The 26812-nt window shown below is 49.7% G+C and carries 25 protein-coding genes and 1 tRNA gene; 7 read left to right on the forward strand and 19 right to left on the reverse strand.

From position 1 onward, the window contains the following. Positions 1 to 28: 28 nt before the first annotated feature. Both fhuB and ACQKPA_RS30015 read right to left on the reverse strand, forming a co-directional pair. Complete coding sequence (gene fhuB, locus ACQKPA_RS30010) at positions 29 to 2134, reverse strand: Fe(3+)-hydroxamate ABC transporter permease FhuB (RefSeq protein WP_427496047.1); 2106 nt, start codon at positions 2132 to 2134, stop codon at positions 29 to 31. Continuing rightward, positions 2131 to 3165 (reverse strand): ABC transporter substrate-binding protein, encoded by a 1035-nt coding sequence (locus ACQKPA_RS30015; RefSeq protein WP_427496048.1) that lies wholly within the window; start codon positions 3163 to 3165, stop codon positions 2131 to 2133. Before ACQKPA_RS30015 ends, fhuB begins: the two co-directional genes overlap by 4 nt. Before the next feature lie 310 nt (positions 3166 to 3475). Here ACQKPA_RS30015 and ACQKPA_RS30020 point away from each other — a divergent pair, with 310 nt between their 5' ends. From ACQKPA_RS30020 to ACQKPA_RS30035, 4 genes are all read left to right on the forward strand, one after another. Then, positions 3476 to 3694, forward strand: a complete 219-nt coding sequence (locus ACQKPA_RS30020; protein ID WP_427496049.1) for a DNA-binding protein — start codon at positions 3476 to 3478, stop codon at positions 3692 to 3694. A gap of 428 nt (positions 3695 to 4122) precedes the next feature. Then, positions 4123 to 5643: a flavocytochrome c gene (locus ACQKPA_RS30025; protein ID WP_427496050.1), complete on the forward strand. Its 1521-nt coding sequence runs from the start codon at positions 4123 to 4125 to the stop codon at positions 5641 to 5643. Between the two features lie 122 nt (positions 5644 to 5765). Beyond that, the gene (locus tag ACQKPA_RS30030) at positions 5766 to 6077 is read left to right on the forward strand and encodes an ArsR/SmtB family transcription factor (RefSeq protein WP_427496051.1); all 312 of its coding nucleotides are present in this window, start codon (positions 5766 to 5768) and stop codon (positions 6075 to 6077) included. Between the two features lie 117 nt (positions 6078 to 6194). Beyond that, positions 6195 to 7319, forward strand: a complete 1125-nt coding sequence (locus tag ACQKPA_RS30035; RefSeq protein WP_427496052.1) for an NADH:flavin oxidoreductase — start codon at positions 6195 to 6197, stop codon at positions 7317 to 7319. Between the two features lie 103 nt (positions 7320 to 7422). Here the strand turns inward: ACQKPA_RS30035 and aroC are convergent, their stop codons facing one another. Next, positions 7423 to 8481 carry a chorismate synthase gene (gene aroC, locus ACQKPA_RS30040; RefSeq protein WP_427496053.1) on the reverse strand — a complete coding sequence of 353 codons (1059 nt, stop codon included), beginning with the start codon at positions 8479 to 8481 and terminating at the stop codon, positions 7423 to 7425. A 109-nt stretch (positions 8482 to 8590) separates the two neighbouring features. Between aroC and ACQKPA_RS30045 the strand changes: the two genes are divergently transcribed. Continuing rightward, positions 8591 to 9475: a LysR family transcriptional regulator gene (locus ACQKPA_RS30045; RefSeq protein WP_427496054.1), complete on the forward strand. Its 885-nt coding sequence runs from the start codon at positions 8591 to 8593 to the stop codon at positions 9473 to 9475. 124 nt (positions 9476 to 9599) lie between these two features. Here ACQKPA_RS30045 and ACQKPA_RS30050 read toward each other — a convergent pair whose 3' ends face one another. From ACQKPA_RS30050 to ACQKPA_RS30095, 10 genes are all read right to left on the reverse strand, one after another. After that, positions 9600 to 10052, reverse strand: coding sequence for a hypothetical protein (locus ACQKPA_RS30050; RefSeq protein WP_427496055.1), 453 nt, complete (start codon positions 10050 to 10052; stop codon positions 9600 to 9602). Between the two features lie 106 nt (positions 10053 to 10158). Next, positions 10159 to 10344, reverse strand: coding sequence for a matrixin family metalloprotease (locus ACQKPA_RS30055; RefSeq protein WP_427496056.1), 186 nt, complete (start codon positions 10342 to 10344; stop codon positions 10159 to 10161). Between the two features lie 42 nt (positions 10345 to 10386). Beyond that, positions 10387 to 10674 (reverse strand): hypothetical protein, encoded by a 288-nt coding sequence (locus ACQKPA_RS30060; protein WP_427496057.1) that lies wholly within the window; start codon positions 10672 to 10674, stop codon positions 10387 to 10389. 12 nt (positions 10675 to 10686) lie between these two features. Beyond that, positions 10687 to 10938 carry a hypothetical protein gene (locus ACQKPA_RS30065; RefSeq protein ID WP_427496058.1) on the reverse strand — a complete coding sequence of 84 codons (252 nt, stop codon included), beginning with the start codon at positions 10936 to 10938 and terminating at the stop codon, positions 10687 to 10689. 935 nt (positions 10939 to 11873) lie between these two features. Then, the gene (eno, locus tag ACQKPA_RS30070) at positions 11874 to 13163 is read right to left on the reverse strand and encodes a phosphopyruvate hydratase (RefSeq protein ID WP_071219501.1); all 1290 of its coding nucleotides are present in this window, start codon (positions 13161 to 13163) and stop codon (positions 11874 to 11876) included. 48 nt (positions 13164 to 13211) lie between these two features. Next, positions 13212 to 14756 carry a 2,3-bisphosphoglycerate-independent phosphoglycerate mutase gene (gpmI, locus tag ACQKPA_RS30075; protein ID WP_411552648.1) on the reverse strand — a complete coding sequence of 515 codons (1545 nt, stop codon included), beginning with the start codon at positions 14754 to 14756 and terminating at the stop codon, positions 13212 to 13214. Next, positions 14757 to 15509: a triose-phosphate isomerase gene (tpiA, locus tag ACQKPA_RS30080; protein WP_216535198.1), complete on the reverse strand. Its 753-nt coding sequence runs from the start codon at positions 15507 to 15509 to the stop codon at positions 14757 to 14759. A gap of 75 nt (positions 15510 to 15584) precedes the next feature. Next, complete coding sequence (locus ACQKPA_RS30085) at positions 15585 to 16766, reverse strand: phosphoglycerate kinase (RefSeq protein WP_194540401.1); 1182 nt, start codon at positions 16764 to 16766, stop codon at positions 15585 to 15587. Between the two features lie 194 nt (positions 16767 to 16960). Continuing rightward, positions 16961 to 17965, reverse strand: a complete 1005-nt coding sequence (gene gap, locus ACQKPA_RS30090; protein ID WP_071219497.1) for a type I glyceraldehyde-3-phosphate dehydrogenase — start codon at positions 17963 to 17965, stop codon at positions 16961 to 16963. Between the two features lie 101 nt (positions 17966 to 18066). Beyond that, positions 18067 to 19110, reverse strand: a complete 1044-nt coding sequence (locus ACQKPA_RS30095) for a sugar-binding transcriptional regulator (protein ID WP_113060526.1) — start codon at positions 19108 to 19110, stop codon at positions 18067 to 18069. 369 nt (positions 19111 to 19479) lie between these two features. Between ACQKPA_RS30095 and ACQKPA_RS30100 the strand changes: the two genes are divergently transcribed. After that, positions 19480 to 19554, forward strand: a tRNA-Arg gene (locus tag ACQKPA_RS30100). Between the two features lie 162 nt (positions 19555 to 19716). Then, positions 19717 to 20313 carry an ATP-dependent Clp endopeptidase proteolytic subunit ClpP gene (gene clpP / locus ACQKPA_RS30105; RefSeq protein WP_006207581.1) on the forward strand — a complete coding sequence of 199 codons (597 nt, stop codon included), beginning with the start codon at positions 19717 to 19719 and terminating at the stop codon, positions 20311 to 20313. A 748-nt stretch (positions 20314 to 21061) separates the two neighbouring features. Here the strand turns inward: clpP and ACQKPA_RS30110 are convergent. The 6 genes from ACQKPA_RS30110 to ACQKPA_RS30135 all read right to left on the reverse strand — a co-directional run bounded on the left by ACQKPA_RS30110 (position 21062) and on the right by ACQKPA_RS30135 (position 26466). Next, a complete protein-coding gene (locus ACQKPA_RS30110) occupies positions 21062 to 22135 on the reverse strand; it encodes a PdaC/SigV domain-containing protein (RefSeq protein ID WP_427496059.1) in 1074 nt (357 codons plus the stop codon). A 142-nt stretch (positions 22136 to 22277) separates the two neighbouring features. After that, positions 22278 to 22517, reverse strand: a complete 240-nt coding sequence (locus ACQKPA_RS30115; protein ID WP_427496105.1) for a hypothetical protein — start codon at positions 22515 to 22517, stop codon at positions 22278 to 22280. Between the two features lie 241 nt (positions 22518 to 22758). Beyond that, positions 22759 to 23811: an ABC transporter substrate-binding protein gene (locus ACQKPA_RS30120; RefSeq protein ID WP_427496060.1), complete on the reverse strand. Its 1053-nt coding sequence runs from the start codon at positions 23809 to 23811 to the stop codon at positions 22759 to 22761. 31 nt (positions 23812 to 23842) lie between these two features. Next, complete coding sequence (locus tag ACQKPA_RS30125; protein WP_427496106.1) at positions 23843 to 24604, reverse strand: ABC transporter permease; 762 nt, start codon at positions 24602 to 24604, stop codon at positions 23843 to 23845. A gap of 45 nt (positions 24605 to 24649) precedes the next feature. Next, entirely contained in the window at positions 24650 to 25498 is an 849-nt protein-coding gene (locus ACQKPA_RS30130) for an ABC transporter permease (RefSeq protein ID WP_113060521.1), read from the reverse strand. Further along, positions 25495 to 26466: an ABC transporter ATP-binding protein gene (locus ACQKPA_RS30135; protein ID WP_427496061.1), complete on the reverse strand. Its 972-nt coding sequence runs from the start codon at positions 26464 to 26466 to the stop codon at positions 25495 to 25497. The genes ACQKPA_RS30130 and ACQKPA_RS30135 overlap by 4 nt, the downstream gene beginning before the upstream one ends. Between the last annotated feature and the right edge of the window lie 346 nt (positions 26467 to 26812).

Consider the following 26812-nt stretch of genomic DNA (forward strand, 5'->3'; position numbering starts at 1 on the left):
CTCTTTGAATATTTAATCATCACGACGGTTATTTCTTCTTCAGCTTATTGGTTTTTCCCATCAGATATAACAGATATGGCGCACCCAGAAGCGCGGTAACGATACCCGAAGGCAACTCCTTCGGAATCATGACCACTCTCCCGATCCAGTCTGCCCCAGCCAGCAAAATTCCGCCGAGCAGCGCCGCGATGACCATCGATTGCCGATGGCGAGCCCCAACCAGCATTCTGGCGGCATGCGGCGCAAGCAGTCCGATAAAGCCGACCGAGCCGACATTGGCTGCGGCGATCGAAGCCAATAGCACCGCAATGATGGTGACATACATCCGGGTATTCCGCACATGAAGACCGAGACCGGTTGAGCTTTCTTCACTGAACGTCAGCAGATCCACCTTCCGCCCGAGCCACGCAGCCAGAGGAAGCAGGATCAGAATAGCGGGAACAATCCGCTGCACCTCCGTCCAGCCCCGGTTATATGTGCTTCCCGCCATCCAGGATAATGCGGGGGCTACGTCGACCTTGGCATGAATGATCATCAGATTGATGATGGCGGAACCAAGCGCGGCAACGGCAATGCCGACCAGCGTAAGAATCGTCGGATGAAGTCCTCTTTTCCAGGACACCGCATATACCAAAGCGGCTGCAGCCATCCCCCCAAGAACCGCGCCGACCGGGACCCAGCCTGCCGACAATTGCGGAAAACCGATCATCAGGAGCAGTGCGCCAGCACCGGCTCCGCTGGTTACTCCGATCACCTGGGGATCCCCCAGCGGATTGCGGACCGCATTCTGCAGAAGACTACCGCTGACGGCCAGCGCCATGCCGGACAACCCGGCAGTTAACAGCCTGGGAAGGCGGAACTCGAGCAGAATCTGGCGATACATCGACTCGCCGCCTCCCGTAAGAACGGCCAGCACTTCCGTGAAGGGAATGCGCAGACTGCCGCTCATCAGGCTGAATACCCATACCAGCACCAGCAGCACGCTGAACAGTGTTACCAAGGCCGGATAAGGTATCCGGCGCAGGCTCGTGCCCGCCATGATCGATCCGCCGGAAGACCCGCGCCCTCCGATCAACGAGCGGGATACCCGCATCGCAAGCCAGATGAGGCACGGGGCTCCGATCATAGCCGTAATGGCCCCGACCGGAAGCTCACCGTAGGCGTTTATGAACATCCTGGCCACCGTGTCGGCGCCGACAAGCAGAGCCGAGCCCCATAAGGCAGCCAGCGGAATTAACCCCGCATGCCGGACCACGCCGGACAGGCGGACCAGATGGGGAGCGACCAGCCCGATAAAGCCAATCGGACCCACCACGCTCACGGTCACGCAGGCCAACACAATGGCTGCCCCCATCGCAAGCAAGCGGGTGGTGCCGACTTTTTGACCAAGGGAACGTGCCGACTCCTCATTGAGGGTCAGAATGTCCCACTGACGTACCGCCAAACACAGCACGATCAGCCCGCCAATGATCCACGGCCATGAAAAAGCTACGCCATCCCAGTCATTCTGAATAAGCGAGCCGGAGCCCCACAGAAAAATCCCCTGCGTCGTTTGCTGGTTCAGCAGCACCAGTGCACTCGTAACGGAGGATAAAACCAGGGTAACAATCATCCCGGATAATGCAATCCGTAGAGGTGAGCCCTGCGTTTTTCCCGCCAGCGCATAGACGGCGACGGCCGCCAGCGTCCCCCCTGCCACAGCCAGTGGAAGGGCATACTGATGCAGCAGTCCCGGCCAGAAGATCATCCCCGCCACGACGGCCAAATAAGCGCCGGCATTCACGCCAAGCGTCGTCTCCGATGCCAGCGGGTTGCGCGTGACGGTCTGCATAAGCACGCCCGACACCGCCAAGGCGGCGCCAGCCAACAGGCCCATGACCGTACGCGGAAGGCGCACGCTGCGAATGAGATGGTGATCCGCAATATCCTGCGGAGACACCAGGGCCTGCACGACCGTATTGACGGATATATCGGCTAGCCCTTGCGTCAAGCTGATAAACGTGAGAAATAGCAGAGCCACAAGGCCTCCAACCAGCATCCATAACGGCTTCCAGCCCCTACCTGATGAAACGGGTGGGGCTGGATGGATGCTCACCGGCGCGGAGCCTTGTGCCAGTTTGTTGCCGAGACTCATTTTGTGAGCAGATCAGCTGTCTTCTGGGCCATAGTTTGGGCAGACAATGGGCCGCCGTATGGCCACATGTCACCGCCAAGTGCGTACACGCGGTCTTCTTTAACAAAGTTCAGACCTTTCCACACCGGATTGTCCTTCAATTGGTTCTCGATGATGTTATCGCTATCCTGGATAATATGCAGGAAATTCGCATCCTGAAGGGGAGGCAATGCCTCTACGTCCGCGGTGGTGAATCCGTAAACCTCAAATTGATTTGGCTTATGGGCGTTGGTCAGCCCAATGTGCTCAAGAATTTTGACAGCCAAGGAATTATCCGTCGATAACCGGAAGATCGCCGCATTCTGGTTACTGTACCCCATGGCAAGCGCAAACGGTTTTTCCGTCATGCCGGCTCCTTCAAGCTTGGCTTTGGCATCGGCATAGGTTTGATCCAGATCGCTAAGCACTTTCGCGGCTTCGTCTTTTTTGCCAAGCACGTCAGCAATCGTATTGAAGGTATTAACCATCTCTTCATATTGATCCCCTTGTCCCTCAGTCGGATAAGGATCAAACACCAAGGTGGGGGCAATGCTGTTGTATGTATCATAGCCAGCTTCAAGATTCGATTTCAAACCGATGATCAGGTCCGGCTTCAAGGAAGCGATCAGCTCCATATTAGGCTCTTGACGGGTGCCGACATCGGTAACGTCCGCCCCGATCTCTACCGGGATGTTCACCCATTGGTTCATCCCTTCAATGTCTGCAATGCCTACAGGCTGAACACCAAGTGCCAGGACATCCTCCGCGTAAAGCCATTCCAGCGCGACAATACGCTTCGGAACGCCCGTAATTTTTGTCTCGCCCAGAGCGTGCTTGATGGTTCGGGTCTCCGGCGTGGCTTCGGTGTTATCCCCGCCCTGCGCGGCCCCTTGATCCGAATTCTTCGCTGCCGTGGAGCTGACTCCTTCATTGGATGCCGCGCCACCGCCGCAACCGGCTAAAGCCAAAGCAAATATCAATACGATTAACACGAGCCCCTTCATACTGCGCATCGAATTTCTCCCCCTCTTACCTTCTATGTATTGTAGATATTGTTTATTAATAATAATTATTGAGAACAATTATCATTATCAACGCTCAGCACAATGATAATTATTCTCATTAAGATTGTCAATAGAATTTATGAAGATTGTCTAAACGATCCGTGAATCTGTCCTTCTTCCATGATTATAGGATTCGTTCTTTACAGAACATTAGATGTATAACATAATCTTACTGATTATTCCTACAAACTTAACCTCTACCACTCATTCTTGTGCCTTGTATCCATTGAACATAACAATCGAAGAGAGAGGGATCTCCATGCGTGACAAAACCCCCACTCCGGCTGCAGAAAGCGGCTTTCCCGTTAAGGCCGGCAAACCCGCACGCCAAGCCCTTATCGTCGCAGGTTATCATCAGCTTGCTGACCTCACCCAAGCATCCGAGAAAGAACTCCTGGCGCTTCACGGGGTAGGACCCAAAGCGGTCAGAATACTACGCGAAGCTCTTGCCGAGAAGGGTCTAGCCTTCAAAGAATAAATAAACACGGTAGGTCTCCTGAAGCCATAAGGACCAGGGATCTATCGTGTTTATTTTTTCCCATACAGCGCACCCATCTTGGATTGGTGCGCTCGTTGATGTTCCATATCATCTATCCAATGGGACTTCGACTATATGATGTTATAGCCCCTAAATATCGAATACTACATTCATCACCATCGTATCAATATTGGAAATGGATTCACAATTGTGAAATAATTCACCACTTAATTGACCGCCCTATATTAAAATGAAGAGGACCTAACGAGGCAGACGGTAGGAGGCACCCGGCGAATTTATGAGATTCGGAGAGTAAAGGTAACGCTCATGTTTCCTTTCATTTCTCGTTGCTCTACGTTACGCCCTCTTTTTTCGTTTGGCTCTCTTCGGTCAACTAAACAGATATAGAGAAAGTGGAGGGTTATACAGTGAAACAGAAAGTTGCAGCAACGCTTATACTCATTCTCTCATTCATGCTCGTGATCGCGGGATGCGGCAGCGGGAACCAGGATCGGAATCAGAGCAACGCGAAAAAAGAAGAAGCCCAAGAAACGGCCGTTTCGGGTGCGTCCCAAACCGGTTATACACCGTTCGATCAGCTCAAAGAAAAGTATGATATCATCATCGTCGGTGCAGGCGGGGCCGGTATGTCTGCTGCCCTTGAGGCAAAAGAAAAAGGCATGAACCCGGTTATTTTTGAAAAAATGCCGATTGCCGGCGGGAATACCATAAAGTCATCTTCGGGCATGAACGCTTCCGAAACCAAGTTCCAACAAGAACAGGGCATTAAGGACAGCAACGATTTATTTTACGAAGAGACTCTAAAGGGCGGTCACGGAACCAACGACAAAGACATGCTTCGTTTCTTTGTTGACAACTCGGCAAGCGCGATCGATTGGCTGGATTCCATCGGAATTCGGCTGAACAATATCACCATTACGGGCGGCATGAACGAAAAGCGCACGCACCGTCCTGAGGACGGCTCGGCGGTAGGACAATACCTTGTCAACGGACTGGTGAAAAATGTACAAGAACAAGAAATTCCGCTATTCGTCAATGCTAAGGTAACGGATATTACGGAAAAAGACGGCAAGGTAAACGGCGTCACAGTCATCTTCAACGGGAACGACGAGAAAAATATTGCAGCGAATGCCGTCGTTGTGACAACCGGCGGTTTCGGAGCCAATATGGACATGATTTCCGAAGTTCGGTCCGATCTGAAAGGTTATGTGACCACCAACCAAGAAGGCAGCACCGGTGATGGCATTACCATGATCGAAAAGCTCGGCGGCACAACAGTCGATATGGATCAAATCCAGGTTCACCCGACGGTACAGCAGGAGAAATCCTATCTGATCGGGGAAGCCGTTCGCGGAGAAGGTGCGATTCTCGTTTCCAGTGAAGGCAAACGTTTCACGAACGAACTGGATACTCGGGACAACGTCACCGCCGCCATCAATAAGCTTCCTGACAAATCGGCTTATCTTGTGTTCGATTCCGGGGTAAAATCCCGCGTCAAAGCGATTCAGCAATATGAAAAAATGGGCTTTGTCATTCATGGAGATTCAATCGAGGTTTCGGCCAATGAAATGGGCGTTCCAGCCGATTCGCTTAAAGCCACACTGGATTCATGGAACAGCGCGGTGAAGAACAATAAAGATACCGAATTCAACAGAACAACAGGCATGGATAACGACTTGTCCGAGGCGCCATACCATGCCATCTTAATCGCCCCCGGTATTCACTACACCATGGGCGGCGTAAAAATCAATACGAACACGGAAGTTTTGGATAAAGACGGCAAGCCTATTCCTGGATTGTTTGCAGCCGGCGAACTAACAGGCGGCTTGCACGGTCAAAATCGGATCGGCGGCAACTCCGTTGCCGAGATCATTATTTTCGGCCGTCAAGCCGGCATCAAATCTGCTGAATTTGTGGGAGCGCAGTAAGCTGTAGCCTGCATCTTTCTTTTGGCAAAACAACGAACGCTCGGTCTCGTCCTGATCCTCCGGTAGTCATCATTTTCAAAAATCATATTTACATTTCTATAAAAATAGATATAATGAAACACATGGATACCTTACAAACCATCAAAGCACTATCAAACGAGTCCCGGTTTAAAATTCTGGAGTGGCTGAAGCATCCGGAGGAACATTTTGCTCCGCAGGATCACATGCCTTCCAAATGTGATTTTCATGGCGGTATCTGCGTGGGCTCCATTTCAGAAAAAACAGGACTCGCTCAGTCGGTCGTTTCTGGCTACCTCGTCAAATTGCAAAAGGCTGGTCTACTGGAATCCCATCGAGCGGGCCAGTGGACATATTACAGACGTAATGAGGAGGGCATTAAGCGTTTTATCGAACAACTCAAGGAAGAGCTTTAGGCTTAAAAAGCAAATTCAAATTGAAGATTAAGCTTAAAAGCTCTTTCTTTTTATCATATATATCTATTTTTATAAAAATACAGAAAAGCATATTAAACATATTGGAGGATTCCATACATGAGCAATCAAAATCAAAGTGTCCGATCTACAGCATCCCTATTCGAGCCATATACCATCGGTAACCTTACTCTTCCATCCCGCGTGGTGATGGCCCCTATGACGCGTGGGTTCTCTCCGAACGGCGTTCCAGGCCCGGATGTGGCCGCTTACTACCGCCGGCGTGCGGAGAATGGCGTCGGACTGATCATTACCGAAGGAACACTGATTAATCACCCAGCGGCTACCGATAACCCCAATGTGCCTAACTTCCATGGTGAAGCGGCATTGAACGGCTGGGCCGAGGTGGTCCGTCAGGTCCACGAAGCCGGCGGTAAGATCATGCCGCAAATTTGGCATATCGGCATGACTAGACCAATAGGTGCCGAGCCAAATCCGGAGGCACTTCCGATCGGACCATCCGGACTTGACCTTGACGGCAACGTGGTCACGAAGCCGATGACCAAGGATGAAATCGAGCAGGTCGTTCAAGCTTATGCCGATGCCGCCGCAAATGCCAAACGCCTTGGCTTTGACGGCGTAGAAATCCATGGGGCCCACGGTTACCTGATCGACCAATTCCTCTGGGAAAGAACGAACCAGCGTACCGATGAATACGGAGGCGACATGCTGAAACGCGCCCGCTTTGCGATCGAAGTGGTTAAGGCAGTCCGTCAAGCGGTGGGTCCTGACTTCCCTGTTGCCATCCGCCTATCCCAATGGAAGACGACCCAATATGAAGCCAAGCTGGCGGATACGCCTGAAAAGCTGGGTCAGTTGTTAACCGCACTGTCTGACGCCGGGGTCGATATATTCCACTGCTCGACCCGCCGCTTCTGGGAGCCTGAATTTGAAGGCTCTGACCTGAACTTTGCCGGATGGGCCAAGAAGCTGACTGGAAAAACGGTCATCACCGTCGGTTCTGTTGGCCTCGACGAAGTGTTTACCAGCCTCTTCATCCAAGGTAAGGGTGCCGGTCAGAGGGACCTTGAGGAGCTGCTTAGCCGCCTTGAGGAACACGAATTTGACCTGGTTGCTGTAGGCCGTGCCCTGCTGGCGGATCCGCAATGGGCTGCTAAGGTTCGAGACGGACGTTTCGACGAGCTGGCACCATTCAAGCCGGATTCCTTGAAAACTCTGGTTTAATGCGATTTCAGTCCTCCCCCCTGGACTTAAAGACGCATTGAATCTTTAAATACAAAACCGGAAGCAGATCGCTTCCGGTTTTTTTGCCGTATGTTGTTCAATGCTATTCGTCCAGCAAAGCGGCTTGACGCTTGTAATGATCCTCGATGACCATGCAAGCCATCGCTTCGATCACGGGTACGACACGGGGACAGATGCATGGATCGTGCCTGCCGATCGTCTCAATCTCCCGTTCGTTACCCTCCACATCAACTGTCCGTTGGGTAATCGAAATGGAGGAAGTCGGCTTGACGACAACTCGGAACACGATGTCCGCCCCGGTGCTGATACCGCCGATAATCCCGCCGGCATGGTTGGTCCGGAACCCCTCCGCGTCCATCTGGTCGTTATGTTCGCTTCCCCGCATGGAGGCGGCTTGGAAGCCCGTGCCAAATTCAATGCCCTTAATCGCTCCCACGGACAGCATCGCCTTCGCCAGCTCAGCGTCAAGCTTGTCGAATACGGGCTCCCCCAATCCCGCAGCGATTCCGCTGATACGGCACTCGACGATTCCCCCGCAGCTGTCGCCCTCTTCGGCCAGTCGTTCTATCCTCTCGATCATGCGAACGGCCGCTTCAGGATCACACGCCCGAACAGCATTCCGTTCGATGGCATCGATGTCGAATTGCTCGCATCGGATGCCGCCGATCTCAGTCGTATAGGCCAGGATCGAGACGCCCCGACGTTCCAGAAGCTTGCGCGCCACAGCACCGGCAGCCACTCGCGCAGCCGTCTCCCTTCCTGAAGCTCTTCCGCTTCCTCGATAGTCGCGTATCCCGTATTTTTTCTCATAAGTGAAATCCGCGTGCCCGGGCCGATAGGCTGATTTGATGGTGTCGTATGCCGACGGGCGCATGTCGGTGTTGTTCAGCATGATGCACAGTGGCGTACCCGTGGTTCGCCCCTCGAAAAGCCCGGATACAATGCGGATCTTATCGTATTCCTTGCGGGGAGTCGTAACGGAGGATTGCCCCGGCCTTCTGCGATCCATCTGAATTTGGATGTAGGCCTCATCCAGCTCAACGCCAGGCGTGACGCCCTCCAAAATGACGCCGACCGCTTCTCCGTGTGATTCCCCGAACGTAGTCATTTTCAACCGTTCTCCAAACGTACTTCCTGCCATGTCCCTACCTCCCGAATACTTTCGATTCCTTTTCATTCAGTTTAAGGGTATAGTTGAAATAAATGAAATCGTAATATCGTAGAGATGCCATAGAGAGGATTGATGACAAATGATCGCCAACACCGAATGGTATCGAGTGTTTCTGCATGCCGCCGAGACTTCCAATTTGACGAAAGCTGCACAAAACCTCCATATGACACAGCCTTCTGTGAGTTATGCCATCAAGCAGCTGGAAGAAGCGCTCGGCGTGGGGCTGTTCGACCGGTTATCCAAGGGCGTCCGCTTAACGCAAGAAGGTCAAGCCTTGTATCAGCATGTCCGGCAAGCCTTTAACGAGCTCGATTCAGCCGAGCGCCGCTTGAAGAAGCTGAAGCAGTTCGGCGAAGGCAGGCTGAGGATCGGCGCGAACGGGGCTATCGTTAAGGACTTTCTCCTATCCTTGCTCGACCGATTCCATGCCCGCTATCCCGACATCCGCATTCAGCTGTCACAGGAGCGAACAAGCAGCATCGTGGAGCGCTTAAAGAAAGGATCGTTGGATCTCGGCTTTGTTCACCTTCCCGTATCGGACGAGGAAATCCATATCATCGACTCCCGTACCTCGCCTTATTGCGCCGTGGTCGGAACGGCCTTCGCAGATTGGGCGCGCAGGCCTCTACGGACCGAAGAATTGACGGAGCTTCCCCTGTTGTTGCTATCCCCTGGCAGCTCGACGCGCTCCTTCATCGAAGGGTGGTTCCGATCGCAAGGGGTGGAAGTGGAAGCCGACTTCGAGTTGAACAGCCTGGACATGTTAGCGGAATTTGCCGAGCGCGGTTATGGAACAGCCTTCTTGCCACGGGCCTTTGTATCGTCCAATATCTCGGACGGTTCCTTGCTGGAGCTTCGAACAGACACTCCGTTACCGGATCGATATATCGGCGTCGCCGTTCATAAGCAGCAGTCGCCCTCGCTGGCGGCAGGGGCATTTTTGGAGATGCTGCAGCAGAAGTAAGACGCCCTTAAGGACTTTTATGCATCCACTATTTTTTCACCGGACATGTTTGTATAAACCAAGAAGGAGCTGCGCCAGCAGATCCTTTCCCTTTCTAATCAACCAGCTGTCTTATAGAAATTTCCTATAATCCCAATGAATCTACTAAATCCGTTAAATTTTTCGGAGACCCATCAAAATCAATAACTTCATTTTCTGAATTCAATAAGAATTTCCCCTGATAATCACCAGTAATTACATAAGCATTATCAACAATTGGTCCCTCATATTTTTGCAAAAATACTAGAGCTCTATCATTTCTGTTTAGTGTTGGATTTCCATTTATACTAAACTGCTTATTATCAATTATTCCACCAGTTTCAAGTAACTTTATACTCTTTTCTATAATTTCACCATTATATTCATTAAGTACTTCTACTTCAGAAATAGTAAAAGGAACATTTTCGTAAACTAGCGATTCTCCTTCAGTCACCATAATCTCCGCAATCAATAATGAATCATTCTTCAACTCAATTGTACTTTCATATTCTTTGTTCAGAGAAAGAGAAAGATCCATCTGAACTAGTTTATTATTCAATTTTGAATATACTAGACAAGAAAATAGGACTAAAGCGAACCCACATATAATTATGTAGATACTTTTTTATAATTTATTTTATTTTCCATTTATCTTCACGCCTCCTTTAATATAGATAATTAACACCGTTTATTTCATCCTGTGTGGGTGTATAAACCACTCGACTGTCATCCCTATGCATCAATGCACTAGTGTTACTAATATCACTTAAACCAAGGCCATGGCCAATTTCATGAGCAAAGACAGCGTTCCTTTCATACACCAAATAAGAATTAGTGTAATATGTATTCATCGATATAGCTGAGTAAAGTAAATAATTTCCGCTCAATGTAGGCTAATGTAAGCCCGACCAACTAACATTCCCAAAATTGCTGCAACTAAAATACCATGTGGCGCTTGATGATTCAACAAAGTGTATTGTGGAATTTACAGGCGTATTTTCCCACATACTCATTGCTGACTTTGCTGAAGAACTACACGTACTATCCACTTTACTATCTATTTGATATCCCATAGTACCTAAACTTCTTCTTTTATATCCGAGCAACTCGTAAGCCCCTACACTTTCAGCAACTAATAAAAATAACAGAACAACAGATATTATAGGAATTATTTTTTTCATTTACATCACTCCCTATTCTTCATTCTCTTTGTTAACTAAAATGTGAATTTCATTGTTTTCAACTTTGATTGCTATAACTTCACTAATATCCTTATCTTTTATAGAAAAGATCTCAGTCCCAATCTCATAGGCATTCGTATATGTTCCACGATAAACACCTGTTTCCGAATCTAGTTTAGTTTCAATAACGCCTAATTTCCCCCCTAAGTCGCTATCTTTTAATTTTTGATCCGTCAATTTGTATGTGACATTATTAAATACCACAAAATCGTATGCCCATGATTTCGAGCTAATAACTTCCCCCTTATTTGATCCATTGCAAGCAGAAACTATGAAAATAATAATTAACAACAGTATTAGTCGCTGAATTAGTAATCCCCCTCCAATCAAAACAGATCATTCATTGTAATTGGCTCCTTCTGGTTTTGGGTGTCCATATCGTGAGGTGAAAGGTGAGCGGCATTCTTATAAAAAAACACTAACCCACTTATTTTCGTGCAACCTCCTCCAGTTTTTTGAATTTTTGCTTCTTTTTTCTTTAAAAGGACATCTAGTATATAGAATACAACTAATACAACAAGAGTTACGCATAAAAATAAAATTAGAAGGATACAGATGGGGGCTTGTTCCATTTTGGGCTAAAGATATTAAGATAGGTTATAAGATGATCCTGAGATGTCCACGAAAAGGCTGCACACCTCCTCCCTGCTCAAGTGCGTATATCGGGGGAAGAGCAACGCGTTCGCCTTTAAAATCGGGAAGCTTCCACAGCCTATTTCCTTCCAGCTTCCCGATTTTAACAGCGAACGGAGCCGATATACGCACCGCTCCTCGGCACGATACCAGCATGCAGCCATTCACACTCTCCTCCTCCCACGCCCAAAAGCCCAGCTCATGTGATCGGACATGAGCTGGGCTTTCTTTGCACTACTACGAGATGCCCCCCAAGAGGCTGCACACCTCTTCCCCGCTCAGGTGCGTATATCGGTGGAGGAGCAACGCGTTCGCCTTTAAAATCGGGAAGCTTCCTCAGCCTATTCCATATCCTAGCTTCCCGATTTTAACAGCGACCGGAACCGATATACGCACCATCCCACAGCACGATAACGGAGTGTGCAGCCCTATGCCGCGTCCCCTCAAACTAATGCAAAAAAGCCCAGTTCCCACAAAAGCAGGAGCCGGGCTTTCTCTTATTTCAATTATTTGCGCTTCAAGTTGTAGAACGACTTCAAGCCGTTGTATTGAGCAAGCTCGCCCAATTGGTCTTCGATGCGAAGCAATTGGTTGTATTTCGCCACACGGTCCGTACGGGAAGGAGCACCCGTTTTGATCTGACCCGCGTTGGTAGCTACTGCGATATCAGCGATGGTGCTGTCCTCGGACTCACCGGAACGGTGGGAGATAACAGCCGTATATCCTGCACGTTTTGCCATTTCGATCGCATCGAACGTTTCAGTCAATGTACCGATTTGGTTTACTTTAATCAGGATGGAGTTACCGATGCCTTCGTTGATGCCTTTTTCCAGACGCTCGGTGTTGGTAACGAACAGATCGTCACCCACGAGTTGAATTTTGTTGCCCAATTTCTCGGTGAGCAATTTCCAACCTTCCCAATCGTCCTCGGAGCATCCGTCTTCGATGGTTACGATTGGGTATTTGTCTACCCAAGAAGCGAGCAGGTCAACGAATTCTGCTGGTGTGAAGGATTTGCCTTCTCCTTCCAGAACATACTTGCCATCTTTGAAGAACTCGGTCGAAGCAACGTCCATACCCAGCAATACATCTTCACCTGGCTTGTAGCCGGCTTTTTCGATCGCTTCGATGATGGAAGACAAGGCATCTTCGTTGGACGTGAAGTTAGGAGCGAAACCACCCTCGTCACCAACCGCTGTGTTCAGGCCTTTGCCCTTCAGAACGGATTTCAGGTTGTGGAAGATTTCAGCGCCCATGCGAAGCGCTTCTTTGAAGCTAGGTGCGCCAACAGGCAATACCATGAACTCTTGAACGTCAACGTTGTTGTCCGCGTGAGCGCCACCGTTAACGATGTTCATCATTGGTACCGGAAGTTGTTTTGCGTTGAATCCGCCAAGGTAAACATACAGCGGAAGATCCAATGCATCAGCAGCGGCGCGAGCTACAGCCATGGATACGGCCAGAATTGCGTTCGCACCCAACTTGCCTTTGTTCGGCGTACCGTCCAAAGCGATCATCAGCTTGTCGATGCCAAGCTGGTCCAGAGCGTCCATGCCAATCACTTCAGGCGCGATGATTTCGTTCACGTTCTCAACGGCTTTCAGAACGCCTTTGCCCAGGTAACGGGATTTGTCGTCGTCGCGAAGCTCAACGGCTTCGTGAACGCCAGTGGAAGCACCGGATGGAACGATCGCGCGACCGATTGCACCGGATTCCAGGTATACTTCAACCTCTACGGTTGGATTCCCGCGGGAGTCAAGGACTTCGCGTGCATATACATCAGAAATAATAGTCATGTGTATAGTCTCCTTTTAATGTTATGTTTATGTTCCATTATGAACTACTTATTTACGTGCTGCAATCATGGAGGTTCCCGTCATTTCGTCAGGCTTCGGCAGCCCCATCAGATCGAGAATCGTTGGCGCGATATCGGCCAGAATACCGCCTTCACGCAGCGTTACGTTCTCATCCGTTACGATGAACGGAACCGGGTTCGTAGTATGTGCGGTGAACGGACGTCCACTCTCGTCAAATACCATGTCGGCGTTCCCGTGGTCAGCGGTGATCAGAACTACCCCGCCTTTTGCCAAAACAGCCTCAACGACCTTGCCGACACACTCATCCGTAGTCTCAACGGCTTTAATCGTCGGCTCCAGCATACCGGAATGACCTACCATGTCCGGGTTGGCAAAGTTCAAAATGATCGCATCATGCTTATCTGCTTCGATTTCTCTCACGCAAGCATCCGCCACTTCATAGGCGCTCATCTCCGGTTTCAGATCGTAGGTCGCCACTTTCGGCGAGTTGATCAGTACGCGCGTTTCGCCAGGAAGCTCAACATCGCGTCCACCGCTGAAGAAGAATGTCACGTGCGGGTACTTTTCAGTTTCCGCAATCCGAAGCTGCTTCTTGTTGTGCTGAACCAGCACTTCGCCGAGCGTGTTATCGAGATTCTTCGGTTTGTAGGCAACGAAGCCTTCCACCGTCTCGCTGAACAGCGTCAAGCATACAAAATGCAGGTTTTGCGGGAACTTCGGTCCACGCTCAAAACCACGGAAATCATTATTCGTAAATACCTGGGACAGCTGAATCGCACGGTCAGGGCGGTAGTTCAGGAAGATAACGGAATCTCCGCTCTCCACCAGACTAACCGGCTCGCCTTCACCATTCACAATCACGGTCGGTTCTACGAATTCATCGTAAACCGATTTCTCGTAAGATTCGATGATGGCTTTCAGCGGATCCGTATATTTAGGTCCTTCGCCATACACCATGGCACGGTAAGCCTTCTCGACGCGATCCCAACGCTTGTCGCGGTCCATCGCATAATAACGACCGGAAAGCGTAGCGATTTGGCCAACGCCCACTTCTTCAATCTTCGCAATCAGATCCTTAACGAACTGCTTGCCGCTGTCCGGTGCCACGTCGCGTCCATCCATGAAGCCATGGATGTATACGTCATGGAAATCTTCCTTCTTGCAAAGATCCAGCATGGCAAACATATGCTCAATATGACTGTGAACGCCGCCGTCGGATACCAGCCCGTACAGATGCAGCTTCTTGTTGTTGTTCTTGGCAGCGCGAACGGCTTCCACCAGCGTTTCGTTCTCGAAGAATTCTCCTTCGCGAATCGACTTCGTGATACGGGTCAAATCCTGATACACGATCCGGCCTGCGCCGATGTTCAAGTGACCCACTTCGGAGTTCCCCATTTGACCTTCCGGCAAGCCTACGGCTTCACCGCAAGCAGTCAACGTGGTGTTCGGATATTGCTTCAAATACCGGTCGTAGTTAGGCTTGTTCGCTTGAGCGACCGCATTGCCCACCTCGGTGTTGCGAAGCCCGAAACCGTCCATGATGATCAGAGCTACGGGTTTTGGAGCAGACATTTACTTCGCCCCCTCAACGAGTGCGATGTAGGAAGCCGGTTGTAGACTAGCACCACCAACGAGCGCGCCGTCGATGTCGCTTTGTCCCATATACTCCGCTACATTTTCAGGCTTCACGCTGCCGCCGTATTGAATGCGAACTTGCTCTGCAACGGTTTCGCCGTACAGGCCTTTAACGAGTTCACGAATATAAGCGATGACTTCGTTTGCATCCTCTGCCGTAGAGGATTTGCCCGTTCCGATCGCCCAGATTGGCTCGTAAGCAATAACGACATGAACCGCTTGATCAGCAGGAACACCTGCGAACGCTGCTTCCGTTTGTACTTTGCACACGTCTTTGGTTTGGCCGGCTTCGCGTTCTTCCAGCTTCTCGCCGACGCATACGATCGGAAGAAGACCATGGCGGAATGCCGCATGTACCTTCTTGTTCACGATCTCATCGGTTTCAGCAAAATACTGACGGCGCTCGGAATGTCCAATAATGACGTAGTCCACGCCCAGGTCTTTCAGCATCAAGCCGCTGATTTCACCCGTAAAGGCGCCATTGTCTTCAAAATGAAGATTTTGTGCACCGATTTTGATGTTCGTGCCCTTGACCGCTTCAACCAATGCAGGAAGATTGGTAAATGGCGCGCAAATCACGCTTTCCACGCCTTCTACTTCCGCTTTGCCTTTCACATCTTCAATAAATGAAGTTGCTTCCGGAACGGTTTTGAACATTTTCCAGTTACCAGCTATGATAGGTGTTCTCACACGATTCACTCCTTTATTCCCCCGAACAATCGGGGTCCAAACTTCATCCACTTCTATCCAATATAGTGCCTATTTCTATTTGTCGTTCAGTGCCACAACACCAGGAAGTGCTTTGCCTTCCATGAACTCAAGAGATGCACCGCCGCCTGTCGAGATGTGATTCATCTTGTCGGCAAGGCCGAATTTCTCTGCAGCTGCAGCCGAGTCGCCGCCGCCGATAATCGTGTAAGCTTCCGTATCCGCACAAGCTTGTGCCACTTCACGAGTACCGTTGCTGAACGGAGCGATTTCGAATACGCCCATAGGGCCGTTCCACACGACAAGCTTGGAGTTCTTGATCACTTCTGCATACTTGGCGCGAGTCTTAGGACCGATGTCAACGCCTTCCCAATCGGCAGGAATGCCGTCGATATCAACGACCTTGGTATTCGCGTCTGCGCTGAACTCGTCCGTTACGACGATATCTTCCGGCAGGTAGAAGTTTTTGCCCAGCTCTTTAGCTTTCTCGATGAAACCGAGTGCAACGTCAAGCTTCTCTTTATCAAGCAGAGATTGACCGATTTCATGGCCTTGAGCTTTGAAGAACGTATAAGCAAGTCCACCGCCTATGATGACATTGTCAGCAAGCGTAAGCAGGTTGTCGATCACGTCGATTTTGTCCTTAACCTTCGATCCACCGATGATGGCGGTAAAAGGACGGTCCGGATTCGAAAGGGCTTTGCCGAGAACGGACAGCTCTTTCTCCATCAACAATCCCGATACAGCCGGAAGATGATGAGCGATACCTTCTGTCGAAGCGTGCGCACGGTGAGCAGCACCAAACGCGTCATTCACGAACAGATCGGCCAGTTCGGCGAATTGCTTCGCAAGTTCCGGATCATTCTTCTCTTCACCAGCGTAAAAACGAACATTTTCAAGCACGAGCACATCGCCGTTTTGCAGCTTCTCGACTTGAGCTTTAACGGCTTCTCCTACGGCTTCATCCGCTTTGGCTACCGGTTTGCCGAGCAGCTCGGACAGACGCTGACTTGCCGGAGTCAGGCGCAAAGATTCAACGACCTCTCCTTTTGGACGACCCATGTGGCTGGCCAGGATGACTTTCGCTCCTTGCTCTACCAGATATTTAATGGTCGGCAAAGTCTCGCGAATACGAGTGTCGTCTGTAATTTTACCATCTTCGAGCGGTACATTGAAATCGACACGGACAAACACCCGTTTGCCGCTTACTTCTACATCACGTACACTTTTCTTGTTCATCTCCACGTTCCTCCTAAGAAAACTATTCTCCTCACCGACAGCATGCAGTTGCTCTCGTTTCTCTCTCTATCGCTAACCAGCGCCCGGATCTTATCTATTCTTCCCAGTGCTCTGGCATGAAAGCAAGGAAAAACCATGAACCAAAGAGGAGACCCGTGAAACGGAACTCCTCTTCGATTGTATGGCTAGATCAATTACAGACCTTTGCTTGCGATGTAAGCAGCGAGGTCAACGACACGGTTGGAGTAGCCCCACTCGTTGTCATACCAAGAAACAACTTTCACCATGTTGTCGCCAACTACCATAGTGGAGAGCGAATCGATAGTGGAAGAAGCTGGGTCGCCATTGTAGTCGCTGGATACAAGCGGCTCTTCGGAGTAGTTCAAGATGCCTTTCAGCGGGCCTTCAGCAGCTGCTTTCAGAGCACCGTTTACATCTTCAAGGGTTACGTTTTGGGACAGCTCAACTACGAGGTCCGTTACAGAAACGTTCTTCGTAGGTACACGCATTGCCATACCGTTCAATTTGCCTTTCAATTGTGGCAGAACGAGGCTAACCGCTTTAGCAGCACCAGTTGTGGATGGAATGATGTTTTCAGCAGCTGCACGAGCACGACGCAGATCTTTGTGCGGAAGATCGAGCACTTGCTGGTCATTCGTGTAGGAGTGAACCGTAGTCATCATACCCTTAACGATACCGAATTTCTCGTCAAGAACTTTTGCGAAAGGAGCCAAGCAGTTTGTTGTACAAGAAGCGTTGGAGATTACAGTATGGTTAGCTGCATCGTATTTGTCTTCGTTAACGCCCATAACGATGGTGATATCTTCATCAGTTGCTGGAGCGGAGATGATAACTTTCTTAGCGCCGCCTTTCAAGTGAGCGGAAGCTTTGTCTTTCGCTGTGAAAATACCAGTGGATTCTACAACGATTTCAACGCCGTGCTCAGCCCAAGGCAATGCTTCAGGGTTACGCTCAGCGAATACTTTCACTTCACGGCCGTTTACAACGAGTGCGCCTTCTTTAGCTTCAACTGTTGCATTAAGTCTTCCGTGAGTTGTGTCATATTTCAAAAGGTGTGCCAGCGTGCTTACGTCCGTCAAATCGTTGATTGCCACGATTTCAACTTCGCTGTTGTTCAGCGCAGCGCGGAACACATTACGTCCAATACGTCCAAAACCGTTAATACCTACTTTAACCATGAGTAGTTCCCTCCATATTTGTAAAATTTATATATTCAAGATTGGCCGTTAAGCCAATCAAGACAACAATAATGAAAAATCAGGTGTGTACGCCCGTGGATTCAAATACCGGCGTCAATCTCCTTCTCGACTTCCAGTGCCGCGGCTTCATCGGTAACGAGAATATCCTCATGTCCGAATTTCAGCACCGCGTGAATCGCCTTGCCCTTGCCTTGACCCCCAGCAATGCCGATGATCGTTTCTGTCCGCATAATATCCTCAAGCCGCAGCCCGAGAGTAAGCATTTTGTGGACAACTTCACCATCTTCACTGAAGTAGTAGCCGAAGGATTCCGCAATCGCGCCATCTGCCTGCAAGTTCTGAATAGAGTTTTCATCCAGTTTGCGCCTTCTTGCCATCTCCATGGCATCTCCGATGCCGTGAATAATGACGCGGCAGCGCCTGATCACATCCACGATCTCCTGGATATGCTGATCCTGCACCAGAGACTGATAGGCATCCTCGCTTAGCAGATCCGGTACGTGAAGCAATCGGTACTCAGCCCCAACGCGCTTTGCCATCTTGGAAGCAATGGTGTTCGCTTGAATCTCCATGCTCTCCCCAAGACCGCCCCGCGCCGGCACAAACCAAGTGCTTGTCAGCGGTTCGCCGCCTGGCAAAGAGGACATCTGCTCGGCCACTTCGGCGAGCGTGGAGCCGCCAGTTACGGCAATCGTATCTCCATCCTGGACAAAGCTTAGCAGCGTTCTTGCTCCGGCCCGGCCAAGCTCGCGTTTGACTTCCGGAGATGACTCGCTGTCACCGGGAATAATGACCACTTTACGAAGCCCGTAAGCCTGACGAATCTTCTCTTCCAGTTCAACCAGTCCGAATAACTCATTCATGACCGGCTCCAGCTCCTCCAGCAAGCATATCCCTGAGCTGCTGATGCGCATGCCAAGCGTTTCAATCTCGATCAGCCCCTGCGCTTTCAGAAGATCAGTCTCTGCTCTGAGAACACGCTCGGTCATCGAGAGTGATGAAGCCAATGTCCTTCGGCCAACAATTCCGGACAACTTGATCTGATGAAGGATGGTATACCTTCGTTTAAGAGTGTCCATCAGATCCGGCAGAAGCTGCTCTTGTATTTCTAATAGGTTACGCATGCATTCCACTCCTGCAAACTTCGTCTCGGCTCTCCTCTACCTGGTCGTAAAATGTCCCAGTTAAACTTTTTAAGTCCCACCTTATTCTAACCAATAATTATGCCGGTTGCAAGTGTCCGAAAGTATATTTCTCTGCCCCGGGCATTCTTATACATTATGGCCAAGTACTGGCTCGTCTATATAATAGGAACAAAGTTTTGTCTGCTATTGTATTTTTTCAATAGATGCGGTATAATCAACTTCGTTGCTAATTTTTTAGATATCAGAAAGTATAAACTTCTCGGAGCCAGCTTCCTGATATCGCAAGAAAAACTACCGCTAAACGCGGTCTGTCTTCTTTGAATGTACGTCGTTAGACATTTTTCTTATGCGCCCGTGGTCCAATGGATATGACGTAGGCCTCCGGAGCCTGAGATCGAGGTTCGATTCCTCGCGGGCGCGCCATTATAACTTTTATTCTCTATACTGATTACCCTAAAGCGCCCATGACGGCTCTTTTTTTTACCCAATAGTTTGACTATCTTTGACTTTTTGATTTAAATTGTTTATCATGTGGGTAATACGGTAACAGTATTTATATGAGGTACTTAAGAGGAGGTTTTCCACGTGAGTTTTATACCTATGGTCGTTGAACAAAGCAACCGCGGTGAGCGGGCGTACGACATCTATTCCAGATTGCTGAAAGACCGCATTATCTTCCTCGGCTCCGACGTAAATGACGTGGTCGCCAATTCCATCATTGCCCAAATGCTGTTCTTGTCGGCTGAGGATCCTGAGAAGGATATTCATCTTTACATCAACAGTCCTGGCGGTTCCATTACCGCAGGTATGGCGATATTCGATACGATGCAGTTCATTAAGCCGGACGTTTCGACGATCTGTGTCGGGATGGCTGCTTCCATGGGCGCATTCCTGCTCAACGCAGGCGCTAAAGGCAAACGTTACGGACTGCCTAACAGCGAGATTATGATTCACCAGCCGCTCGGCGGCGCACAAGGTCAAGCCACGGATATTGAGATCCGTGCTCGCCGCATTCTCAAAATGCGCGACAAGCTGAACCGCATCCTCTCCGATCGCACTGGCCAACCGCTGGAGCGCATTGAGAAGGATACCGATCGTGACTACTTCATGACGGCTGACGAAGCCAAAGAATACGGTCTGATTGATCAAGTATTAGAGAATACACCACCGCAAGGCTTATAAAAGAAATGAAGTAAAGGGCAGGCGCCGTTATCCGGTGCCTGCCCTTTCTTATCCTCTGAAGGGGAAACTCATGAAAACTTCGAGTGCTAAATAGTGAGAGTATCCCCTCCGGTCGCTGTTGAAATCGGGAAACTTGAATGAATGGATAGGGAGGTTTCCCGATTTCAAAGGCGAACGCGTTGCTCCTCCAAGGATACTCTCACTTCGGTACGATTTTTTCTATAAAACATAAAGACGGAAAGGACATCCCCCTCCTAAAAGGCCTGCCTTTACTTGTGAGGAGGGAATAGAGGAAGGCCGTGCAGGCTTCCTTTGCAAGGGTAATTGGGTACGTAAGGCCTAATGATGCGCCACCCTCACTGCTTTCACAAACAGGGTGACATCGATAACGCCTAGGGCGACTTGTGACCTTTACCGTACGGCTTGCTTGCCTCAGACCACGCATCGTGCGCATGGTGTACAAGCTAAACAAGTTATCATCGAGAGGACTATGTTAATCAGAGAATGCCTAAAACAGCAATTCCTAAGGATCACATATCCGTCCGTATTCGAAGGCAAGCCTCTCGATAAACGCAAAAAATCCCCTGACCGCAGGAAACGGGAGTACACGCTCCACGCTCACGTAATCAGGGGATTTTTCGCAACTGGTTCCAGTACAGTGTTACATCAGGACAACATCATGTTTCTAGACAAGCTATAGGATGAAAATAAATGATTGCAGTTTACACAAACCGCTTACCGTATACTCTTACTTCCACTCTTTCAGCTTCAGTTCAAACTCCGGAAATCCATAAGCATATGCGGTGTACTCATAAAGCTGGAAGTACAGCACCACAGCGTTATCCTTCACATAAAAATCAGCATCCGCTGGCACGCCTTCAAATCCGCCGAGGTAGCCCCCTTCTTTTTTCAGCTTGTTCAGCACAAGGTTGTTCAGCTTCTGTTTGTTCTTGCCCTGCATGTTGATGAAATCGCCCAGCTTCATTTGCTTGCCATCCTTCAAGGAGAACGTGAAGCTTTTACGGAAGGTCATGCCATGGGCACCGCCGGTGTACGAATAATCGTATGCCGTAATGCTCAGAATGTCGTTCTGGTTGTAATGGACCACGAAGTCACCACTGAATTCGTAAGGGAAACTGGATTCCGATGGCGGGAATTCCTCAGCATTCCCTTCGGCACCGGTGATTACGCCGGACGCATTTTCTTTCAGCACTTTGTTGATTTCGGCTTGGACCTCCGCATTATCGAGTCCGCTGATTACAGGATAGTTCACAACGGCTTCCACGCCCTGAATCTTTTTCTTCAGCGTAGCCGATTTGATCGTAATGTCGTTCTGTTTCTTCTGTGTCATGCTGAGTGTTTTCGAGGAAGGATTCCATTGCCCCTGAACGCCCATGTATTCGCTGATCGTTTTGAATGGCACATACAGACGACCATTGATGATCTGTCCGCCAGGCTCGCCGGCATACGAACCATTCACCAGAATACCGATTTCAGTTGAATCATATACGACAGCGCTCAGTTTGTTATAACCGTTACCTAGTGTATACGTACGGTTTTTTACATCATATTTAAGAGGCATCCCCAGGCCGTCCCGCAGAGCGGTTGCCGGCACATAAGTTACCCCGCGCAGCACGAGACCTTTCTGTGACAGGGTCTTGCCATTCCATTTCAGTACGACTTCATTCTTCGACGATTTTTGGCTGGCGGAAACGGGTGCCTTAGCGGCGCTTGCATCGATGACCTGTCCGCTCAAACCCAGACCGCCAAGCAGGACGCTAGTTGCAATTAATGATGCACATACACGTAATTTAGGATTCATATCAGAATTCCACCTTTGTTAAATTAAGTTTCCGTTTAGTTGTTAATCTATTACCCTTAATCATTATAAGGAAAGCTTTCAATGTATTGGTAACAAAGTCAATGACAATTTTGATTCCAGGCCGTAGGACCTATACGTTCATCTAATCTTTCTGCATGAATGCTTTTACGCTTAGAAATACACCAAACAAGAGAGCGCATGTACTCATAAACAACAAGACTTCGCTTACCTGGACTGTATAACTTAATAGAAATAATCCGATACCGACAAGCGCACTGTGAATACTCAATAACAGCAGATGCAGCGCGCTTTTCCTGAAGATGCTCAGAAACAACACCGCTGCTGCGCCGGCAACGATTTCTGCAATAACCAACAAGCCCATCACATCGCTTAAGCCGCTTTCTCCTTTTCCTGATTAAACGCATAGAAACTTGGTTTAAGTCATTTGCGCCTCCTTTATATAAACAACGAAACGGCCCCCGAAGTTGTGGTTTGATTCGTATAAATCGGCTATTTCTTCCTATTCCAGGACTTAGGACCTAATCTTCAGAAACATAAAAAGAGCCTGCCCCAATGGGACAGACTCTTTTTATTACAAAAATATGAAAATGTAAGCCCTATAATTAACGACCGCTCTTCAGTTCGGTCCATAAACGATCATAGATGGAGAGCGAGTCACCGACATTATCGAGCCACTCGGTACGGCCTAGCTCTTCATCTGTCAGGTTGATCATCGTATTGGCGCGGTATTCCTCGCTATGGAATTCCATCGCTTTGGTGTTCGGATTGCTGTATCCGATAAATTCATAGTTTTTGGCGCTGACCTCAGGCTCCATCATGAAATTGATGAATTTCTCGGCCAGCTCTTTATTCTTGGCACCCTTAGGAATCGCGTAGTTATCAGAGAAGATGGTAGCCCCTTCTTCTGGCACGACATACGCCACATCCGGATTCTCCGCTGCAATAAAGGCCGCATCTCCGGACCAGACCGTAGCAATCCAGCCTTCTTCTTGGATCATCTTCTGCTTGATGTTATCCGTATCAAACGCTAGCACATTCGGCAGCAGGTTCTTCAGCTCATCCGCAGCTGCGGTGATATCTGCTTCATCTGTGCTGCTGTTGGACTTTCCTTGCTTCTTAAGCGCCATGCCGATCATTTCACGGTTGTCGTCCAGAAGCAGGACTTTACCCTTGTATTCCGGGTTCCAGAGATCTTCCCAGCTGTTGATCTCATCCTTCACATACTTCTTGTTATATGCAATTCCCGTTACACCGGATGTGTAGACAATCGAATATTTATTGCCCGGGTCATAAGAAGGATCTTTGAAAGTATCCGTAAGATTGACGAAGTTCGGGATATTATTCATATCAAGCGGCTCAAGCAGCTCCGATTCAATCATCGTTTTGACCATATAATCGGATGGCTGAATGAGGTCATACCCACTGCCGCCAGCCTTAATTTTAGCCAGCAGGTCTTCATTGTTTGCGTAATTATCGTAGGTTACCTTCACGTCGAACTTCTCTTCGAAGTCCTTCAGCACCTCGGGATCAAAGTTATCCGCCCAGCTGTAAATGTGAAGCGTCTCCTTATCCGATCCGCAGCCGGCCAAGAGTCCTACAGACAATACCGCAACCATGCCTGCCGTCAGCAGGCGGGTCCATCTTGATTTTTTCAATTCAATATCTCCTCTCTTTCCACTTCCATGTTTAGATCGGTAATGTTTTATGTTTCTTTTCCCCGTTGCCGCGGTTAAGAATATATTGCGCTAACAGAATCAGCGTGATGCTGACCAAAATGAGCAGCGTACACAGCGCGTTAATCTCTGGCGAGATGCCGCGCTTCACTTGAGCGTAAATATAGATCGGCAGCGTTGTTGAGCTGGGGCCGGCAACAAAAAAGCTGACCATAAAGTCATCCAATGACAGCGTAAAGGCAATCAAGGCGCCGGAGATAATGCCCGGTGCAATCTGCGGCAATGTAACATGCCGGAACGTCTGCCAAGGCGTAGCGCCCAAATCCTGGGCCGCCTCATCCAGCTGTTTGCCCATGCCCGACAGTCTGGCCGTCACTACGACATACACATACGACAGACTGAACGTAATATGGGCGATGATCACCGTCGTCTTGCCAAGCGGTATATTCAGCTGACTGAACAATACCAGCAGCGACAGCCCCATAATAATATCCGGGATAATGACCGGAAGGTACAGCAGCCCGTTCATGCCGCTGCGTCCTCGGCGTCCCAGGTTCCGAAGCGAGAGCGCCGCCGCAGTTCCGAGGAGGGTAGAAACGATCGTCGATATGACCGCCACCGTCAAACTGTTCATCAGCGCTTCCATCACATGCCGGTTCTCGAATAGCGACACATACCAATCCAATGTAAATCCTTCCCAGTTGCCGCTAAGCCGCGTGTTGTTAAATGAATAGATGATGATCATGATGATCGGTACATAGATGAAAGCCATCATAAGGAAAGAGTGAATCCCAAGCAGCGGGTGATTCTTCTTCTTCACTTATCTCCCCTCCCCTACGCGTTGATGCCGGGCTTGCATCGCCCGGTTAAAGAGCAGGATCAGCACCAGGGACGTAATCACAAAGATCACCGACAACGCCGCTCCAAAGGGCCAGTTGCGCGCACCCAGGAACTGCTGCTGAATGATATTACTGATCATGGAGGACTTCGCGCCTCCCAAAATATCCGTAACTACAAACATCCCGGAAGTCGAGACATAGACCAGAACCGCTCCCGTCATGATGCCGGATTTGCTCTGCGGCAAGGTAATGTGCCGGAATGCTTTCCACCTGGAAGCGCCCAGATCGCTGGCCGCATCCAGAAGGCGCTTGTCCATCTGCTCCAGGGCCACGTAAATCGGCAGAACCATGAAGGGGATGAAGTTATACACCATCCCGAGCAGTACGGCGCCGTACGTATACAGCATCTGAATCGGCTCGTCGATCCATCCCATCCACAGCAGCAGGCTGTTCACCACGCCTTGGGTCCGAAGCAGCAGGACCCAGGCATAGGTGCGGATCAGAAAGTTAATCCAGAACGGAACCGTGATCAGAATTAATCCCCAGGTTTGGATACGCGGGGAAGCGTTGGCTATATAATAGGCCAAAGGATAGCTGACTAACAAGCAGATCACCGTAGTCAGCAGCGACAGTACCAAGGTATCCCAGTAGATCCCCAAATATAATGGATCAAAGAAGGTCTTGTATCCTTCCAGACTGAAGGAAAACACGACGTTCCCCAGCGAATCCCGCGAGAGAAAGGAGATGCCGACCACGATTAGCATCGGAACGATCAGGAACAGGGATAACCACAGCAGGACCGGAGTCAATAGGAACCTTGATTTCCTCATGATCCGATGATCACCTCATCTTTGGCGTTCCAGTTCACCCCAACCCGTTCGCCAACCTCCCATGGCTGATCATCCGAGATATCGAGAGCAATCATGACCTTCATCGGCTCATCATCCAATTGGACCAGCAGTTTATGAACGCTGCCGAGGTACTGCACATCCTCAATCACACCGCTCTTCTTGGCACCCGATTCCCGCTGGGGAATGAGTTTCTCCGGCCGCACGGCAAAGAGACCCTCTGGCGAGGAAAAAACGTTATTCTCCCCTACAAACGTAGCGGCAAACAGCGTTTGCGGTCTTGCATAAATCTCGCGCGGCGTACCGATTTGCTCTACCCGTCCATGGTTCATGATGACGATCCGATCGGAGAGCATCATGGCTTCCTCTTGGTCGTGCGTTACATATACAAACGTTATCCCGAGCGTCCGCTGCAAATGCTTGAGCTCGGACTGCAGATTCTTCCGCAGCTGCAGATCCAGTGCGCCAAGCGGTTCATCCAGCAGCAGCACCTTCGGTTTGTTGGCAATGGCGCGGGCGATGGCCACGCGCTGCTGCTGTCCACCGGACAGCTGGTGCGGGAAGCGTTCCCGCAGGGCGGTCAGCTGCGTCATGGCAACGGCTTCGTCCACCCGCTCCATGATGAGTTGACGCGGCATTTTTTTCATTTTCAACCCAAAGGCGATATTATCTTCTACGGTCATATGCGGAAACAGAGCATAGTGTTGGAATACCAGATTCAAATCCCGCTTGTTCGCAGGCATTTCCGTCACATTCTGATCCGCCAGCCAGACCTGTCCTTTGGTTGGCTGTTCGAATCCTGCTATCATTCGGAGAATCGTCGTTTTGCCGCAGCCGCTGGGGCCCAGCAAAGTCAGGAATTCCCCTTCTTTAATGGAGAGCGACAGCGGATGCACGACCGCTTGTCCCTGAAAATGCTTCTCGATCTGGACAAGTTCAATCACATGCATCAACCCCTTCTTCAAAATGTGACCTGTTCCATGTGTACATTCCTGCTAACCAGTATGCACAAAAACGTTCCCCACTAAGAAGAAACGGTCCTACTGCCTGTTGTGCTCAGGTTGGCAGAATCCGTTTCTTAAAGGTGGGGGCGGCTAGAAGTCTCTACTAAGAAAAAAAAGCCATATCCATGGGTATGGCTGTAACGTTCAGATCAAAGTTCAGTTTTTCGCATATTCACTATACCTCGTTTTCCCCCTATACACAACACTTTTCTGTGTATTTCGACAGGGGAAGGGACGGATGTGGGCCCTGATTATGGTATTTCATTTTTCGAAAAAGGATACACAAAAAACC

This window comes from Paenibacillus sp. NPDC093718 (genome assembly GCF_050279985.1).
GTDB lineage: Bacteria > Bacillota > Bacilli > Paenibacillales > Paenibacillaceae > Paenibacillus_AQ.

Coding starts and splice junctions, on each gene's coding strand:
- ACQKPA_RS30095 (WP_113060526.1), bottom strand. CDS start 19,110: ATGCGTAACCTATTAGAAATACAAGAGCAGCTTCTGCCGGATCTGATG.
- ACQKPA_RS30085 (WP_194540401.1), bottom strand. CDS start 16,766: ATGAACAAGAAAAGTGTACGTGATGTAGAAGTAAGCGGCAAACGGGTG.
- ACQKPA_RS30055 (WP_427496056.1), bottom strand. CDS start 10,344: ATGAATACATATTACACTAATTCTTATTTGGTGTATGAAAGGAACGCT.
- ACQKPA_RS30030 (WP_427496051.1), top strand. CDS start 5,766: ATGGATACCTTACAAACCATCAAAGCACTATCAAACGAGTCCCGGTTT.
- aroC (WP_427496053.1), bottom strand. CDS start 8,481: ATGGCAGGAAGTACGTTTGGAGAACGGTTGAAAATGACTACGTTCGGG.
- fhuB (WP_427496047.1), bottom strand. CDS start 2,134: ATGAGTCTCGGCAACAAACTGGCACAAGGCTCCGCGCCGGTGAGCATC.
- ACQKPA_RS30035 (WP_427496052.1), top strand. CDS start 6,195: ATGAGCAATCAAAATCAAAGTGTCCGATCTACAGCATCCCTATTCGAG.
- gpmI (WP_411552648.1), bottom strand. CDS start 14,756: ATGTCTGCTCCAAAACCCGTAGCTCTGATCATCATGGACGGTTTCGGG.
- ACQKPA_RS30135 (WP_427496061.1), bottom strand. CDS start 26,466: ATGCATGTGATTGAACTTGTCCAGATCGAGAAGCATTTTCAGGGACAA.
- ACQKPA_RS30020 (WP_427496049.1), top strand. CDS start 3,476: ATGCGTGACAAAACCCCCACTCCGGCTGCAGAAAGCGGCTTTCCCGTT.
- gap (WP_071219497.1), bottom strand. CDS start 17,965: ATGGTTAAAGTAGGTATTAACGGTTTTGGACGTATTGGACGTAATGTG.
- ACQKPA_RS30110 (WP_427496059.1), bottom strand. CDS start 22,135: ATGAATCCTAAATTACGTGTATGTGCATCATTAATTGCAACTAGCGTC.
- ACQKPA_RS30125 (WP_427496106.1), bottom strand. CDS start 24,604: ATGATGGCTTTCATCTATGTACCGATCATCATGATCATCATCTATTCA.
- ACQKPA_RS30015 (WP_427496048.1), bottom strand. CDS start 3,165: ATGCGCAGTATGAAGGGGCTCGTGTTAATCGTATTGATATTTGCTTTG.
- ACQKPA_RS30130 (WP_113060521.1), bottom strand. CDS start 25,498: ATGAGGAAATCAAGGTTCCTATTGACTCCGGTCCTGCTGTGGTTATCC.
- ACQKPA_RS30115 (WP_427496105.1), bottom strand. CDS start 22,517: ATGGGCTTGTTGGTTATTGCAGAAATCGTTGCCGGCGCAGCAGCGGTG.
- ACQKPA_RS30060 (WP_427496057.1), bottom strand. CDS start 10,674: ATGAAAAAAATAATTCCTATAATATCTGTTGTTCTGTTATTTTTATTA.
- ACQKPA_RS30045 (WP_427496054.1), top strand. CDS start 8,591: ATGATCGCCAACACCGAATGGTATCGAGTGTTTCTGCATGCCGCCGAG.
- eno (WP_071219501.1), bottom strand. CDS start 13,163: ATGACTATTATTTCTGATGTATATGCACGCGAAGTCCTTGACTCCCGC.